This is a genomic window from Rhizobium aethiopicum, assembly GCF_014197535.1.
In the GTDB taxonomy this organism is placed as follows: Bacteria; Pseudomonadota; Alphaproteobacteria; order Rhizobiales; family Rhizobiaceae; genus Rhizobium; species Rhizobium aethiopicum_A.
This window is the reverse complement of the sequence record NZ_JACIFV010000005.1, coordinates 258,058-273,151: the sequence shown is the minus strand read 5'-3', so window position 1 is coordinate 273,151 and position 15,094 is coordinate 258,058. Positions and strand designations below refer to the sequence as shown.

Here is a 15,094-nt window from a genome sequence, read left to right as displayed (position 1 = left end):
CCATGGTCGAACGCTCGCAGCCCTCGGCAAATTATCGCAATTGGCCTGTCCTGACGGCGCTGACCATCGTCAGCCTGCCGCTGCTCTTGATGTATGTCTATCTCTTCCTCGACACCGTCACGGTGAAGCCGCCGGACGCCTTGCTGCCCTCCGGCTTGACGCTCAACCATTGGCGTTTCCTGTGGCAGACAACGGCGGGCAAGGCGAACATCTGGCACGTGACCCTGAATACGCTGCTGTTTTCGGCCTGCACCACCAGTCTGGTGCTGATCGTCTCCTCGATGGCCGGTTATGTGCTGTCTCGGCTGAACGTGCCGGCACGCGGCTTCTTCCTTGCCGGCGTCATGGTGCTGCACGCCTTCCCGTCGGTAACGCTGATCATCGCCATCTTCATCGTGCTGCAGATGATCGGCCTCTATAACTCCCTGATCGGCGTCATCCTGGTGAAGGCGGCGATCGACCTACCGCTCGGCATCTGGCTGATGAAGGGCTTCTACGATACCGTGCCCTGGGAAATCGAAATGGCCGGCGTCGTTGACGGCGCCTCGCGTTTCAGGGTTTGGCGCAGCCTGGTGCTGCCGCAGGTCAAGCCCGGCATCATGGCCCTCGGCCTGTTCTCCTTCCTGTCCGGCTGGGGCGAGTTCATCCTGCCGCAGGTGCTGGCGCCGGGCAATCAGGTGCAGGTGCTGTCGGTCTATCTCGCTGGCTTCCTCGCCGACGACAACAATTACGATTTCAACATGTTCAAGGCGGTCGGCCTATTCTACCTCATTCCGGTGCTGATCGCTTACGCGCTCTTCAACAAATACCTCATGAACATCTACGGCGGCGGGAGCAAAGGCTGATGCGCATCCTCCTCGACAATTTCTCGAAGAGCTTCGGCTCCACTAAGGTCATCGAGAACATGCGGCTCGAAGTCGCCGGTGGCGAGATGCTGGCATTGCTTGGTCCGTCCGGCTGCGGCAAGTCGACGACGCTTTTTGCAGTCTGCGGCATTCACAGGCCGACCGGCGGGCGCATCCTCTTCGGCGAGCGGGATGTCACGGATCTCCCGAGCCAGGCCCGCAATGTCGGTGTCGTCTTCCAGTCCTATGCGCTCTACCCGCACATGACAGTTGCCGAGAACATTGGATTTCCTCTGAAGGTCAAGGGCGCGCCTGCCGCCGAGATCCGCAAAGAGGTCGATCGCATCGCAGGCCTGGTCCACATCGGCAATCTGATGGGCCGCCGGCCGGCTGAACTTTCCGGCGGCCAGCAGCAGCGTGTGGCGCTGGCGCGCGCGCTGATCCGAAAGCCGGACGTGCTGCTGCTCGACGAGCCGCTCGCCAATCTCGACGCCAAGCTGCGCCTCGAAATGCGCTCGGAGATCCGCCGCCTGCAGCGAGAGACCGGCATCACCGCCATCCTCGTTACCCATGACCAGGTGGAGGCGATGAGCATGTGCGACCGCATCGCCATCATGAAAGAGGGCGAGATCGTCCAGATCGCCACGCCGGCCGAGATGTACAACGATCCAAAGACCGCTTTCGTCGCCGGCTTCCTCGGCAATCCGCCGATCACCTTCCTGCGCGGCGTCATGGACAAGGGCGCCTTCGCAATCCCGGAAAGTGAGATCCGGGTCCCGTTGCCGAACGCCATCGGCGCCGCAGAAGGCACCAAGCTGATGCTCGGGGTGCGGCCGGAGCATTTTACGCCTGCGGGCGACGTCACCGTGTCCGGCAAGATCACCTTCGCCGAAACACAAGGGCGGGAGAACCTTTACGACGTGCGGGTTGCCGGCGGGCCGCTGCTGCGCTCGATCCAGCCGGCGCGCAACGATATTCACGTCGGCGACGATGTCGCCTGGGGGATCGACAGCCGCGGCGTGTTCGTCTTCGACGAGAACGGAACGAGGCTCTGATGACCCGCGATTTTTCAGCCTTCTTCGATCGTTACGGCTGGCCGACGGCCAAGGGCCGGCTTCCCTTCTGCATCGGCCATCGCGGCGCCAGCGGCCACGAACGCGAAAACACGCTCGCCGCTTTCCGCCGCGCGGCCGAACTCGGCGCGGAGATGTGGGAGCTCGACACGCAGTTGACCGGTGACGGCGTGGTGGTCGTCTCCCATGACGACCATCTGGAGCGGGTCTACGGCATCGACCGGCGCATCTCGGAAATGACGGCGGCTGAGCTTGCCGGCCTTGACGGCGTCGACGTGCCGAGCTTTTCGCAGGCAGCCGCTCTCGCCCGCGAGACCGGGACCGGTCTCTATGTCGAGCTCAAGGCGCCGGAGACCGGCATCCGATGCTGGCGGCACCTTGTCGAAATGAACCAGCGCTTTGCCTGCCTTGGCTCCTTCGATACCGCGCAGGTGCGCGAACTCAGGGACGCGAGCTGCGATTTTCCGCTCTCGGTGCTGATCCGTGTCGGTCACGATCCGCATGCGCTCGGTGATGAGGCCAGCGCCGATATTCTCCATCTCTGCTGGGAGAGGGCAGGGGAGCGCCCGCAGGATCTGGTGACCGAGTCGCTGATGGCTCGTGCCTTCGAGGCCGGCCGCGAGATCGTGCTCTGGCACGAGGAGCGGCGGACCATTCTCGATGACCTGATGACACTCCCGGTTCTCGGCATCTGCACCGATTTGCCCGATCTGATGCGGCCGCCTCCGATCAAGGAGAAAGCACTTGGCTGACAAGGACAAGGGGCCGCGCAAGGCAACCTCCTTCGACGTGGCGCGGGTGGCCGGCGTCTCGCGCGCCGCCGTGTCGCGCGCCTTCACCCCGGATGCCAGCGTTTCGCCGAAAACGCGCGAGAAGGTCTATCAGGCTGCCAAGGAACTCGGCTATCGAGTGAATTATCTTGCCCGAAGCCTCACCAACAAGCGTTCCGATCTCGTCGGTCTCGTCGCCGCCGGTTTCGACAACCCGTTCCGCACGCTGCAGATCGAGCATCTGTCTCGGGCGCTGCTCGCCCGTAACTTCCGCCCGATCCTGCTGCCAACCTCACAAGAGGCGGATACTTCAACGGTCATTGGCCAGTTGCTGCATTACGCCGTGTCAGGCGTCATCGTCACATCGGACGCACCGCCGACCGAAATCTGCGAACAATGCGCAGCCGAAGGCGTGCCGATCGTGCTGATCAACAAGGGCAACGACATTCCTTTTGTCGACCGCATCATCTCCGACGACAGCATGGCGGGTCATCTGGCGGCCAGCCATCTGATCGATAGCGGCGTGCGTAAGCCGGCCGTGATGGCTGCCCCGGCCAGATCCTATACCGCGCGACGTCGCAGCGAGGCCTTCGTCGCCCGTTGCAAGCAGCTTGGCGTCGAGGGGCAGTTCCTGCAGGTCAAAATCAACGACTATCGGAGCGGTTATGACGCGGCAACCGACCTGGCTGCATCCGGCATCGATGGGCTGTTCTGCGCCAATGACTACATGGCCTGCGGGGTCATCGACCGCGTCATGCAGGGCAGGAGCCGCGACGAGACGCCGCCGCTCCGCATTATCGGCCATGACGACATCCCCCAGGCCGCGTGGACCGCCTACGACCTGACGACCATCCGCCAACCGTGCGACCTCCAGGCAGAACGCACCGTCGATCTGCTGATCAGCCGGATGGCCGAACCGGAGCTGCCGGCGCGTGTCGAGTTCACACCGGTGACATTGATAAAAAGAAGGACTGCCTGATGAATGCCGCATTCGACGCCGCTGCCATCCGCGCACGGGCGGAGGCCGCGATTACCGTTGCGCTCGAGGTCGGACGGGAGACGGCCAGGTTTCGACGCGAGTCGGATCCCGGCACCCTTGCCGTTCAAAGCAAGGGATTGCAGGACTTCGTCACCATCGCCGACAGGAGGGCCGAGCAGGCGATCCGCCACGGGCTCATCTCGCGCTTTCCGGACGATACCTTCATGGGAGAGGAGAGCGGCGGGCAATCGGAAGGGGCCGGCACCTGGGTCGTCGATCCGATCGACGGCACGACCAACTACATCAGGGGCTTCCGCCACTGGGGCGTTTCGATCGCCTTTGTCGTCGGCGACAAGGTCGAGATCGGCGTCGTCTACGACGCTGCCGAGGACAAAGTCTTTCACGCGGTGCGCGGCGGCGGCGCCTTCAAGGATGGACTGCCGATCCATGCGGCGACGACTGTCGATCCGGCCAATGCGCTCATCATTCTCGGCCATTCGCGCAAGACGAGCTTCGATGAGTATCTCGCGCTGTCCAAGCGACTTCATGAGCGCGGCATGGATTATCGGCGCTTGGGCGCAGCCGCCATTGACCTTGTCCGCGTTGCCGAGGGTGCTGCTGATCTCTGTTACGAACGCCACCTCAATGCCTGGGATATGCTGGCCGGTGCGCTGATCGCCGAAGAGGCCGGCGCGATCGTCGCGATGCCGCCGGTCAGCAGGTTGCTCGCGCAAGGCGGGCCTGTCATCGCCCACGCGTCAGGGCTTGCCGGTGAATTCGCCTTCATCCTTGATATCGAGGGACTGTAGAGCGCCGTGCGTCCTTTCGCCGGTCAAGCCGCTATGCGGCGCGCCCAGGCGCGTTCGGTCGCCGGCGCCTCGTCTGTGGTGATCTGATCCGGTTTCAGCGCCATCAATGTCGAGAAGCTCCGCCATTCCGCATCGCTGAAACCGGCCACCGGATCCTTCAGCGTGAAGGTCCACGCATCGACGCGTTTGCCTTCGTCCCGGCAGAGCCCGATCAGGTCGAGGCCATCCTTGGCGGCATCAAGGATCAGCTGCCAGTGGAGATAGATCGTGTCGGGTTCTGTCGGACCGCGCAGGTCGGCGCGCAGCTCCATTTCCGCCGCGCTCCAGCCGCCGGCCTGCCGAATATCGTAAAGTTTCTCGGTCGGATCGATGCCGCGCAGCAGATGCGGAAGCTTTTTCTTGGCTGCCACAATGAGGTCGAGGCTGCCGCCGCTGACGATCACCGAGGCGGCGATATCGCGGAAATGCCCGGCAAGATGCTCGATGCCGCGGGTGCCGACAGCTTCGTAATCGTCCTTCATGTCGAATTGCAGCAATGCGGCCGGATGCGTTGCCCGCATCATATCGGCCAGATCCTCACTGAGGATCAGCGGCCGGGCGCCGTCCTTCATCCTGACATCGCGGAGGTCGGCAGCGTTCTTCGCAGCGATTGGTCCACGGCCCGTCGTTTCACCTTCGAGCTCCATGTCGTGCAGCACGACGAAGCCGCCGTCGGCGCGCACGCGCAGATCGAGTTCCATCGAGGCGCCTGCTGCAAAACCCTCCGCCATCACCTCGGCGGAGAACAGGGGATCGGCAAACCGTTTGCGCAGCCGGTGCCATTTCAGACGGGTGCGATGCCCCTCATGCGAAATCTCCAGGCCCTTTAAATCCGCCAATCTCGTCATCTGCATCTCCGCGATGTCACTCTCCTGCCTTGCCAAGCCGCGATTATCAAGGGCCGAATATGACCTTCACGACGAGATGCCGGCCTGCCCCTTCACTACGGTTCGATCACGAGAGGGGAACGGCTGCCGCGAGCGCGGCGGCGGCCGATCGTAGCGCACGGGACCGTCGCCGCCGCAGCGCTCAAGCCTGGGCCTCGACCTCAAAGGCATCGCTTTCCCCCGGAACCAGCTCCAGCGGCCAGACGATGTTGCGGCCGCCGTCCGGATAGAACGCGCGATAGGCCGGCATGTTGGCGAGAAGCGTCTGACCGAGCGCAATACCGAGATCGTAGAGCGACATGCGGAAGCAGCTGAGCGAGGGCTGCAGGAAGCGTGCGCGCGGCGCATCGCGGAAGCCGATCACCGCGAGATCACGGCCGATACGGATACCCGCTTCCATCAGCCGACGGTAAAGGCCAATCGCCATCAGCTCGTAGATCAGGATGACCGCGGTCGGCCGATCTTCAAGCTGAAGCAATTCATGCGCTGCCTGGTAGCCGCCCTGTTCGCTCGACTTGACACGAATGACGAGCGATGGGTCGAAGGGAATGCCGTGCCGTTCGAGCGCGCGGCGATAGCTCTCGACAAAGACATAGCCGAGATTGACCTCGCTCGATGGCGCGGTGATCCCGATCCGGCGATGGCCGCGGGCGACCAGCCGTTCGACAGCGCGTTCCGCGACACCCTCGAAATCGAGATCGACCCAGGGGAAATTGCCGGCCGAAAGGCTGCGGCCGACGGCGGCGAAGGGGATCTTTGCTCGCGAAAGAAGATCGACGCGCCGGTCCACGCGCTGCGTATTGGAGATGATCATCGCATCGACGACACGCCGCGCCACCATGCGCTTCAGATATTCGCAGGGGTCTTCGTCCGCCGGGCAGGGAAGCATCAGGAGATCGAGCTGATGACGGGCAAAGACATGCTGCAGACCGCTGGTGACGCCGAGGAAGAAGTTATCGGCATTTTCGACCGCTTCCTGGCTGGATTCGATCATCAGCCCGATGACCTTCGTCTCGCCTTGCCGGAGGCTTCGCCCCGATTGATTGGCGACATAGCCGAGCTCCTCGGCCGCCGCCAGCACGCGCCGGCGAGTTTCCTCTTTGACGTCAGGCTTGCCGTTCAGCGCACGGGAGACCGTGCCGATCGAGATATCCAGGTGCTCGGCAAGCTGGCGAATCCCTTTCATGGCTGAGCTTTTCCTCCGGTCCGCATTTTCGCATTCGCCTCTATTGACATCCAAAAACGTTTCCGCCTACAGTCGTAAACGTTTACGGGATGCGTGTCACCAGGAGAGTGGGCGCCATTCCCTCGGAGGAAATCGTGAAATTCAGTGCCATTCTGTGCGGGTGCGGAGCTATGTCCAAGGGTTGGTTGCGCGCCATCGCGTCCCACCCTCAACTCGCCGAGTCCATCGCCATCGTCGGCCTTGTCGACCTGAACCGGGAGACGGCGGAAAAGCTCGCGGCCGAGTTCGGTCTGGAAGACGCTGTCATCGGCTCTGACCTGTCCGAAGTCATCGATGCCACGAAGGCCGATCTCGTCTTCGACATCGTCATTCCAGCTGCCCGATACGATGTCGTTTCGACCGCGCTCAAGGCCGGATGCCACGTGCTGAGCGAAAAGCCGATGGCGGCCTCGCTGGCCGAAGGCGCTGCGCTGATCAATCTCGCCGCAGAGACCGGCCGTATCCATGCCGTCATCCAGAACCGACGCTTCATATCGGGCGTCAGGCGCCTGCGCCGTTTTGTCGACAGCGGTGCGATCGGCGAGCTCACCGGCATTCACTGCGACTTCTTCCTCGCGCCGCATTTCGGCGGCTTTCGCGAGGAGATGGAAAATGTGCTGCTTCTCGACATGGCGATCCACACATTCGATGCCGCCCGCTACGTCGCGGATAAAAAGCCGGTCGCCGTTTATTGCGTCGAGCGCAACCCGAAGGGTTCCTGGTACCGGCACGGCGCGTCGGCAAACGCCATCTTCGAATTTTCCGACGATATCGTCTTCACCTATCGCGGTTCGTGGTGCGCCGAAGGCGAGCGCACCAGCTGGGAGAGCCAGTGGCGGCTCGTCGGCTCAAAGGGAATGCTGACCTGGGACGGTGAGGAGAGCTTCAAGGCCGCCGTCGCCGGGCAAGAGCCCGGCCTGTTGCGCGGCTTCGTTTCCGTAAACGTTCCCGGCCCGGAGCGTGACGAGGAAACTCACGGCCATGCCAGCGTCATCGCCGATTTCATCGCCGCGATCCGCACGGGCAATCAGCCCGAAACCGTCAATTCCGACAATATCAGAAGCCTTGCGATGGTCTTCGGCGCGATCGAAAGCGCCAAGACAGGCCGGCGCATCGAAATTTCAGCATAGGATGAAGTGACGTGAGCAACCCTGCAAAATCCATTCGCATCGGCACCATGGTCAGCGGCAACAAGGGCGACGCCGCCACACGCATTGGCCAGATTGCCGAGCTGGGCTTCGAGAGCTTCGAACCGTTCTTCTGGCAGACGACGAAGGGACAGAACCTCGCCGAGCTCGGCAAGCGCTGCCTCGACGCGATCGGCGACCGCGACATCACGATTTCGACGCTCGGCATGTTCGGTAACCCGCTGGAAGAGGACGCGATCGACCTGGAGACGTTGCAGGGCTGGAAGGACTGCATCGACAACGCTCATCATTTCGGCGCCACCTGCGTCGCCGGCTTCACCGGACGCATTCGCGGCAAGCCGCTGACCGACAGTCTGCCGCGCTACAAAGAGATCTGGAGCGAACTCGCCAAACGCGCCGCCGACAAAGGCGTCAAGATCGCCTTCGAGAACTGCGCCATGGATGGCAATTGGGCGAGTGGCGACTGGAACATCGCTCACAACCCGGATGCCTGGGAATTGATCTTCAACGAGACGCCGGATGACCATATTGGGCTGGAATGGGAACCCTGCCATCAGATGGTCTATCTGATCGACCCCATGCCGCAGATCCGCAAATGGGCGCACAAGTTTTTCCACGTCCACGGCAAGGACGCGACCATCCGCTGGGAGGTCATCAAGGAACACGGCATCTTCGGCAAGGAAAAGTTCGTCTTCATGCGCACGCCGGGCTTCGGCGACAGCGACTGGACCGACATCATTTCCGAGCTGCGCCTTGCCGGCTGGTCGGGCTCGATCGACATCGAGGGGTGGCACGACCCGGTCTATCGCGACGAACTTGAGATGACTGGCCAGGTTCACGGGCTCAACTATCTAAAGAAATGCCGGGGCGGAGATTTCATTGTTGATCCCTGATCAACCGCCTAAAATGGAGCGCCGCCGGGCTGGGAGGCTGGGGCGGGGCGCCATGACTGACTAACTGGTCTTTTCGCGGCGCAGCCGCTTTTTTGGGAGGAAGGCATGAAAAGAATTGCAACACTTGCGCTAGCACTCGGCACGGCGATGCTGATGACATCGATCGGCCATGCCGAACAGAAGACTTTCAAGATCTGGTGGTTCGAGGAGCCGACCACGGCTCAGGGCATTGTCTGGAAGAAGGCGCTCGAGGAGTTCAAGGCGAAACATCCTGATATCAACGTCAGCTTCGAGCAGAAGACCTTTCAGCAGTTGCAGGCCTCAGGCGGCATGATCCTTAATTCGGATCAGGCCCCCGACGTGCTCGAGTACAACAAGGGCAATGCGACCGCTGGCTTGGTTGCAAGCCAGGGATTGCTGACCAATCTGGATGCCTACGTGAAGAAGGAGGGCTGGGACAAGATCCTTAACGAAGGCGATTTTGTCCTGAGCCGTTATGACGAAAAGGGCATCTATGGCTCCGGCCCTGTTTGGGGCGTTTCTGTCTTCGGCGAATATGTTTCGTGCTTCTACAATATTGACATGTTCGAAAAGGCAGGCCTCAAGCCGCCGACGACGCTTGAAGAGTGGGTCGCTGACTTGGAAGCCTTCAAGCAGAAAGGTCTCACACCTCTCGCGCTCGGCGCCATCGACACCAGTGGTCAGCACTTGCTTGCCTCTCTCGCCTATACCAAGGCCGATGACGCTTGGATCCAGAATTATCAGGGTTTGAAGGCGCCTCTCGACGGCGCGCCTTACCTCTATGCGGCGCAGACCTTGGTCGACTGGGTCAGCAAGGGCTACATCAGCAAGGACTCCACGGGCATGAAGGACCCGGATGCAGCTCTGCTCTTTACGTCCGGCAAGGCACCAATGTACGTCTCGGGCACGTGGAATCTCGGCACCTTTGCGTCGACTATCAAAGACTTCAAGTGGGGTCAGTTCGTGATTCCGACGCCGAAATATTCTGTCGGCTCGACAGGCAATCTCTGGGTCGTTCCCAAGGGTAGCAAGAATCCCGATCTCGCCGCCGAGTGGATCAGCCTGACCTTGTCGCCGAAGTACCAAGCTGAACTCGGCAATGCGGGCGGCGTCCCGATCGCCGCTGATCTTTCCGCCATCACCAACCCTATCGGCAAGAACGCCGCAGCGGTTTTCAAGCAGATCTCTGACAAAAACGGCCTCGGCTTCTATCCTGACTGGCCGGTCCCCGGCTACTACGACGTGCTCAATCAGAAAGACACCGGTCTCTTCCAGGGCAGTCTGACTGCGGAACAGTTCGTCGAACAGATCAAGCAGGTTTACGACGACGCGCAGGAAAATCAGTAGCGCGACGTTGAACGCTGGGTTGCGCCTTTGGCGCAGCCCATTTTGGGAGGCTAAAGGAAGAATGATATGGCCATATCCAGCCAGCGATCGAGCGACGGTTCACGAAGCTATAGCCTCTACCTCATCCCGGGAACGATCGGCTTCATTCTCATCGTGCTCATACCGCAGCTTGCTAATCTCGGGCTGAGCTTCACGGCATGGAAAGGCGTTGGTACGCCGCGACCGGTCGGCCTGCAGAACTATCATCGCCTGCTTACGGACGATCAATTCTGGGGATCGATGTATCACACGCTGCTGTTCATCGTCTCGATGACCGTGATACCGGTGTGCATCGGCCTGGTGCTGGCCGCTTTGCTGTTCGACTACGTCAGGGACCAATTCGGGGAATGGGTCTCGAGCTTCTTCAGGGCCGGTTTTTACTTACCGCAGATTCTGCCCGTAACGGTCGCGGGCGTGCTCTGGGGTTGGATTCTCAATCCCGTCGGCGTCATCAACATCACGCTAAAGTCCATCGGCCTTGATAATCTCGCCCAGAACTGGATCGGCGATGCGACATACGCGCTTACTTCCGTCTCGCTCGTCATTGTCTGGATACAGGTCGGCTATTGTCTGGTGGTTTTCATGGCCGGTCTTTCACGCATCGACCCTTCTCTCTACGAGGCTGCGGAGCTCGATGGGGCAAACTGGTGGAGCCGGCTGGTGACGATCACCATTCCGCTTCTGGCGCCGGAGATTTTCGTCGTCGTGCTGACCACGCTGATCGCAGCGCTTAAAGTCTTTGCGCCAATCTTTGTCATCACCGCCGGCGGCCCCGACAACTCCACTCTGGTGCCATCCTATCTGACTTACTACCACTTCTTCACAACGCAACGCGTCGGCTATGCCGCAGCCATCGCGGTCGTTCAAACGACTCTGACGATCGCTTTGGCTGTGATTTTCCTACGCTTCCAGAGCCAGCAGGAGTCGAAGGAGTAGATCATGGCTTACTCAGTTCTCAGCGACGGCACCACCAAGGCAAAAGCGACCGCACCTGCCGATCGCGCCCGACGCGATCCCATGCGGTGGGTGGTGCTGGCCATCCTTATTCTGCTCCTCGCCTTTACGCTCTTTCCCTTTTTCCTTGCTCTGCTCAACGCCGTCAAGGCGAGCGCCGAATACGCAGTCGGCGGACCGCTTTCAATTCCTCGGTCGATCGATCTCACGGCGATCGAGAAATTCTGGACGGTGTCTGATTTCAGCCGCAAGCTGCTCAATAGCGTGGTGATCAGTCTCGCTGTATCGGTGTTGGGGGTACTGATAAGCCTGTTCAACGCCTATGCGATTGGGGTCGGCAAGGTGCCGGGTTCGCGCGTGATTTTGGTGGTCTTTCTTCTCGGCATTATGGTGCCGCAGGAGTCCATCATTTACCCGCTTTACTACATGGCGAAAGCTAGCGGCCTCTATGATACGCAGCTTTCCGTGATCATCATTTTCGCGGTCCTGCAAAGCGCTTTCGGGACTTACCTGCTCTCGACCGTGCTGAGTACCTTTCCCAAGGAGATCCTCGAAGCGGCGGAGATGGATGGCTCGAGCCATTGGAAAACGCTGTGGTTCGTAGTCGTCCCGATGCTGAGGCCGACGCTCATGGTCCTGGGAACCTTTTTTTTCATCTGGACTTGGAACGAATTCTTGATCCCGCTCGTCATGCTGGTGTCCAACAACAATCAGACGGTCTCGGTCGCCATGGGCCTCACCCGCGGTCAGAACATGTCGGACCCGGTGCTGCAGGCCTCGGCGGCTTTCCTGGGTATAATACCGACCGTAATCTTCTTCTTGATCTTCCAGCGCACGCTAACGCGCGGCATCGCCGCCGGAGCAGTCAAGTGACGCCGTTTTTCACCCTTGACCATCCCATCGGTCCCGGTTGGGGACCAGCAAGGTTTTCGGTATGAGCCAGGACATCCAAATCGAGCTCTCGGGCGTCGAGAAGCACTACGGCGCCTTTCACGCGCTTAAGAACGTCAACCTTTCAATTCCCAAGGGCACGTTCGTGGCGCTGGTCGGTCCGTCGGGATGCGGCAAGTCCACGTTGCTCCGTTCGCTTGCCGGGCTGGAAAAAATTACCGGCGGCACGCTGAAGATTGCCGGCAAGGTGATGAACGACGTGCCGCCGCGGGCACGCGATATAGCCATGGTTTTTCAGAGTTACGCCCTCTATCCGCATATGACGGTGGAACAGAATCTGACCTATTCGCTGAAGATGCACCGCGTCCCCAAGGCTGAGGCAAAACAGAAAGCCGAGGAAGTCGCTGCCATCACTGGTCTTTCCCGGCTGCTCGACCGTTATCCGCGTCAGCTTTCCGGGGGCCAACGGCAGCGCGTCGCCATGGGCCGCGCCATTATCCGCAACCCCCAGGCCTTCTTGTTCGACGAGCCGCTTTCCAACCTTGATGCTGCGCTGCGTGTCTCGATGCGCAAGGAAATTCGCGCCCTGCACGACCGGCTAGGCGCTACCTTCGTTTACGTCACGCATGACCAGGTCGAAGCGATGACGATGGCCGATCATGTGGTAGTGATGCGCGACGGCATCATCGAACAGCAGGGCGCGCCGCTTGATCTCTACGACCGGCCGACAAACCGTTTCGTCGCGGGCTTCATCGGTTCGCCGGCGATGAATTTCATTCCCGCGATCGCCGGGGAAGACGGAAAGAGCCTGATCCTGGATTTCGGCGCGGTGAAGCAGAGACTTCCGATAACCCGCGTCGTCGAGCCGGGTCGCAAGCTTGTCGCGGGTATACGGCCGGAACATATCGAGGTCGTTGCGCTCGGTCACGGCAGCTTTGACGTGCCAATCGCCTTCGTCGAATCGACCGGCTCCTCGACCTTCATCGTCGCGGCGACGCAGCCGGAACTGACGATCGTCGAGACGCGGCGCGACAAGGTCAGACCAGGAGAGATGATCGGACTTTCTGTCGATCCGGCCCAGGTCCATCTTTTTGACGCATCGACAGAACGCCTGATATAAGACCCGTCAGGCGTGGGCAGCTTCATAAAACCATCATCGGTCTCTGCGAAGGGAGTGGCTCCGCACGATTCGCTTCGTTCATTTCTGCAGCATCCGGATTTTCTTCATGGCATCCTCCCCGACTTCGGCTCGCCTTTCCCCGAACGCGTCGCCCCGCCTCGTCATTCTTGCCGAAACGGTGTTGAAGGCCGGCGAGACGGCCCGGGCGTCCCTGCGGCGGCGGACATCCGGGGAAATGCTGGCCAAGGCGCCGCGCGATTACCAGACCGAGATCGATGTCGCCGTCGAGCGCATCATCGTCGATGAGATGACGAAGGCCTTCCCTGATTATGCCATCCAGGGCGAGGAGGCGGTCGGCAACCGCACGGCCGGACCGGAGACGCCGATCATCTATATCGACCCGATCGACGGCACGACCAACTACGCCTGGGGCGTGCCGCACTTCGGCATGACGATCGCGATTGCCGAACGCGGCAGGCTGGTGGCGGGAGTCGTTTATGACGCCATGCAGGACGAGCTCTTCAGCGCCGAGATCGGCGGCGGCGCCTATCTCAATGGCGAGCGCATCCGTTGCGCCGATGTCTGCGACATCGAAAACGTCCTGATCGGTGCCGGGCTGCCCATTCCAGGCCAGGTGAAGGCGGTTGCGGAAGAGACCTATTTCGATGCCATCAAACGCCTGATGGCCAACACGGCGGGCGTGCGCCGCCTGGGCTCGGCGGCTCTGTCGATAGCTTATGTCGCCTGCGGCCGGCTGGACGGCTTCTTCGAGGATGGCCTCTCGATCCATGATTTCGGCGCCTCGGCGCTGATGGTCGAAGAGGCCGGCGGCATCGTCACGCGGTTTTCCGGCGCTGAAGTGGACGGGCGCGGCGATATCCTTGCCGCCAGCAAGGCGCTGCATCCCTGGCTCAAGGAAGGCTTCTCAAATCAGGTGTGACGCCGTCAGACCGGCAGCAGTCGACCGGCCTCCGCATCGCTCTTTGACGGCATCGACTCATGCACGAGGGCGTTATCGCGGAAGGCGAAAAAGCTCGTGAAGCTGGGCTCGACCTTCATTCCGGCCTGGATCCGATCGTCCGGCGCCACCATCGCCTTCAGACGGGTGCCGTCGGCAAGATCGACATCGACCATCTTGTGGGTGCCGAAATCGACGGTGCGGTGGACAGTCGCCGCATTCGCCCGATCAGAGAGGCGGATCGCCAGTGCTTCCGGGCGGCTGGCAAGCGTCACCGGCCCGTCTTCGACAGGGACGGTGAGCGGGAAGAGCGGATACTCGCAGACGCCGTTTCTGATGTGGCTCTCGACGAAATTCATCGAGCCGATGAAGCCGGCGACGAAGGCCGTCTGCGGCTGCCGGTAGATGGTGCTCGGCGGGGCGATCTGTTCGGTGCATCCGTCACGCATGATGACGATGCGATCGGCAAGCGCCAGGGCCTCGTCCTGGCCGTGAGTGACGAAGAGCGTGGTGATGCCGAGGCGCTGCTGAATATCGCGCACTTCCTCCCGCAATCTTTCGCGCAGGTGCTGGTCGAGACTGGCGAAAGGCTCGTCGAGCAACAGTATCTTCGGTTCGAGCACCAGCGAGCGGGCGAGCGCGACGCGCTGCTGCTGTCCGCCCGATAGCTGCGTCGTCATCCGGCGTCCGTAATCGGCAAGGCCGACCAGCGCCAAAGCGTTTTCGACCCGCTCACGGATTTCCGCTTTCGGCAGGCGGCGCAGCTTCAGGCCGAAGGCGATGTTGTTGAAGACATCCATATGCGTCCAAAGCGCATGGCTCTGGAACACCATGCCGGTCGGGCGCCGCTCGGGCGGCAGGTTCGTCACATCCTTGGCATCGATGCGGATCGTTCCACTGCTCGGTCGCTCGAAGCCGCCAATCATCCGCAACAGAGTCGACTTGCCGGAACCGGACGGGCCGAGCAGGCAGACGAGCTCGCCGTCGCCCACTTCGAGCGCAAAATCGCGAACGGCAAAGGTGGTCCCGAACAGCTTCGAAACGCCCTCGATCGCCAGATGTGCCATTCTCAAACCCTTCCCTGAATTGGGTGCGT

General features: G+C 61.3%; 15 protein-coding genes. 12 read left to right on the top strand and 3 right to left on the bottom strand.

Annotated elements, in window-relative coordinates; all coding sequences use genetic code 11:
- Window positions 1-2: 2 nt before the first annotated feature.
- Genes GGD53_RS10470 through GGD53_RS10450 form a run of 5 tightly spaced genes read left to right on the top strand, consistent with a single transcriptional unit; the run spans window position 3 to window position 4,476 of the window.
- A complete protein-coding gene (locus GGD53_RS10470) occupies window positions 3-845 on the top strand; it encodes a carbohydrate ABC transporter permease (protein WP_184455584.1) in 843 nt (280 codons plus the stop codon).
- Window positions 845-1,900 carry an ABC transporter ATP-binding protein gene (locus GGD53_RS10465; protein ID WP_184455582.1) on the top strand — a complete coding sequence of 352 codons (1,056 nt, stop codon included), beginning with the start codon at window positions 845-847 and terminating at the stop codon, window positions 1,898-1,900. Before GGD53_RS10470 ends, GGD53_RS10465 begins: the two co-directional genes overlap by 1 nt.
- Window positions 1,900-2,670 carry a glycerophosphodiester phosphodiesterase gene (locus GGD53_RS10460; RefSeq protein WP_184455580.1) on the top strand — a complete coding sequence of 257 codons (771 nt, stop codon included), beginning with the start codon at window positions 1,900-1,902 and terminating at the stop codon, window positions 2,668-2,670. The genes GGD53_RS10465 and GGD53_RS10460 overlap by 1 nt, the downstream gene beginning before the upstream one ends.
- A complete protein-coding gene (locus GGD53_RS10455) occupies window positions 2,663-3,667 on the top strand; it encodes a LacI family DNA-binding transcriptional regulator (protein WP_184455578.1) in 1,005 nt (334 codons plus the stop codon). Before GGD53_RS10460 ends, GGD53_RS10455 begins: the two co-directional genes overlap by 8 nt.
- The gene (locus tag GGD53_RS10450) at window positions 3,667-4,476 is read left to right on the top strand and encodes an inositol monophosphatase family protein (protein WP_184455576.1); all 810 of its coding nucleotides are present in this window, start codon (window positions 3,667-3,669) and stop codon (window positions 4,474-4,476) included. Before GGD53_RS10455 ends, GGD53_RS10450 begins: the two co-directional genes overlap by 1 nt.
- Before the next feature lie 23 nt (window positions 4,477-4,499).
- Here the strand turns inward: GGD53_RS10450 and GGD53_RS10445 are convergent, their stop codons facing one another.
- Window positions 4,500-5,369 (bottom strand): glycerophosphodiester phosphodiesterase, encoded by an 870-nt coding sequence (locus GGD53_RS10445; RefSeq protein ID WP_184455574.1) that lies wholly within the window; start codon window positions 5,367-5,369, stop codon window positions 4,500-4,502.
- 175 nt (window positions 5,370-5,544) lie between these two features.
- Complete coding sequence (locus GGD53_RS10440; protein WP_184455572.1) at window positions 5,545-6,588, bottom strand: substrate-binding domain-containing protein; 1,044 nt, start codon at window positions 6,586-6,588, stop codon at window positions 5,545-5,547.
- A 134-nt stretch (window positions 6,589-6,722) separates the two neighbouring features.
- Here GGD53_RS10440 and GGD53_RS10435 point away from each other — a divergent pair, with 134 nt between their 5' ends.
- The 7 genes from GGD53_RS10435 (at window position 6,723) to GGD53_RS10405 (ending at window position 13,980) form a co-directional block, all read left to right on the top strand.
- On the top strand, window positions 6,723-7,757 hold the full coding sequence (locus tag GGD53_RS10435) for a Gfo/Idh/MocA family oxidoreductase (RefSeq protein WP_184455570.1): 1,035 nt from the start codon (window positions 6,723-6,725) through the stop codon (window positions 7,755-7,757).
- An 11-nt stretch (window positions 7,758-7,768) separates the two neighbouring features.
- A complete protein-coding gene (locus GGD53_RS10430) occupies window positions 7,769-8,668 on the top strand; it encodes a TIM barrel protein (protein ID WP_184455568.1) in 900 nt (299 codons plus the stop codon).
- A gap of 105 nt (window positions 8,669-8,773) precedes the next feature.
- Window positions 8,774-10,036, top strand: a complete 1,263-nt coding sequence (locus GGD53_RS10425) for an ABC transporter substrate-binding protein (protein ID WP_184455565.1) — start codon at window positions 8,774-8,776, stop codon at window positions 10,034-10,036.
- Window positions 10,037-10,102: 66 nt separating this feature from the next.
- Window positions 10,103-11,011 (top strand): carbohydrate ABC transporter permease, encoded by a 909-nt coding sequence (locus tag GGD53_RS10420; protein WP_184455563.1) that lies wholly within the window; start codon window positions 10,103-10,105, stop codon window positions 11,009-11,011.
- Between the two features lie 3 nt (window positions 11,012-11,014).
- On the top strand, window positions 11,015-11,902 hold the full coding sequence (locus tag GGD53_RS10415) for a carbohydrate ABC transporter permease (RefSeq protein WP_184455561.1): 888 nt from the start codon (window positions 11,015-11,017) through the stop codon (window positions 11,900-11,902).
- Window positions 11,903-11,963: 61 nt separating this feature from the next.
- The gene (locus GGD53_RS10410; protein ID WP_184455559.1) at window positions 11,964-13,040 is read left to right on the top strand and encodes an ABC transporter ATP-binding protein; all 1,077 of its coding nucleotides are present in this window, start codon (window positions 11,964-11,966) and stop codon (window positions 13,038-13,040) included.
- 106 nt (window positions 13,041-13,146) lie between these two features.
- Window positions 13,147-13,980: an inositol monophosphatase family protein gene (locus GGD53_RS10405; protein WP_184455557.1), complete on the top strand. Its 834-nt coding sequence runs from the start codon at window positions 13,147-13,149 to the stop codon at window positions 13,978-13,980.
- Between the two features lie 5 nt (window positions 13,981-13,985).
- Here GGD53_RS10405 and GGD53_RS10400 read toward each other — a convergent pair whose 3' ends face one another.
- Complete coding sequence (locus tag GGD53_RS10400) at window positions 13,986-15,065, bottom strand: ABC transporter ATP-binding protein (RefSeq protein ID WP_184455555.1); 1,080 nt, start codon at window positions 15,063-15,065, stop codon at window positions 13,986-13,988.
- Window positions 15,066-15,094: the final 29 nt, after the last annotated feature.

Coding starts and splice junctions, on each gene's coding strand:
- GGD53_RS10470 (WP_184455584.1), top strand. CDS start 3: ATGGTCGAACGCTCGCAGCCCTCGGCAAATTATCGCAATTGGCCTGTC.
- GGD53_RS10445 (WP_184455574.1), bottom strand. CDS start 5,369: ATGCAGATGACGAGATTGGCGGATTTAAAGGGCCTGGAGATTTCGCAT.
- GGD53_RS10400 (WP_184455555.1), bottom strand. CDS start 15,065: ATGGCACATCTGGCGATCGAGGGCGTTTCGAAGCTGTTCGGGACCACC.
- GGD53_RS10415 (WP_184455561.1), top strand. CDS start 11,015: ATGGCTTACTCAGTTCTCAGCGACGGCACCACCAAGGCAAAAGCGACC.
- GGD53_RS10410 (WP_184455559.1), top strand. CDS start 11,964: ATGAGCCAGGACATCCAAATCGAGCTCTCGGGCGTCGAGAAGCACTAC.
- GGD53_RS10465 (WP_184455582.1), top strand. CDS start 845: ATGCGCATCCTCCTCGACAATTTCTCGAAGAGCTTCGGCTCCACTAAG.
- GGD53_RS10405 (WP_184455557.1), top strand. CDS start 13,147: ATGGCATCCTCCCCGACTTCGGCTCGCCTTTCCCCGAACGCGTCGCCC.
- GGD53_RS10425 (WP_184455565.1), top strand. CDS start 8,774: ATGAAAAGAATTGCAACACTTGCGCTAGCACTCGGCACGGCGATGCTG.
- GGD53_RS10440 (WP_184455572.1), bottom strand. CDS start 6,588: ATGAAAGGGATTCGCCAGCTTGCCGAGCACCTGGATATCTCGATCGGC.
- GGD53_RS10420 (WP_184455563.1), top strand. CDS start 10,103: ATGGCCATATCCAGCCAGCGATCGAGCGACGGTTCACGAAGCTATAGC.
- GGD53_RS10460 (WP_184455580.1), top strand. CDS start 1,900: ATGACCCGCGATTTTTCAGCCTTCTTCGATCGTTACGGCTGGCCGACG.
- GGD53_RS10450 (WP_184455576.1), top strand. CDS start 3,667: ATGAATGCCGCATTCGACGCCGCTGCCATCCGCGCACGGGCGGAGGCC.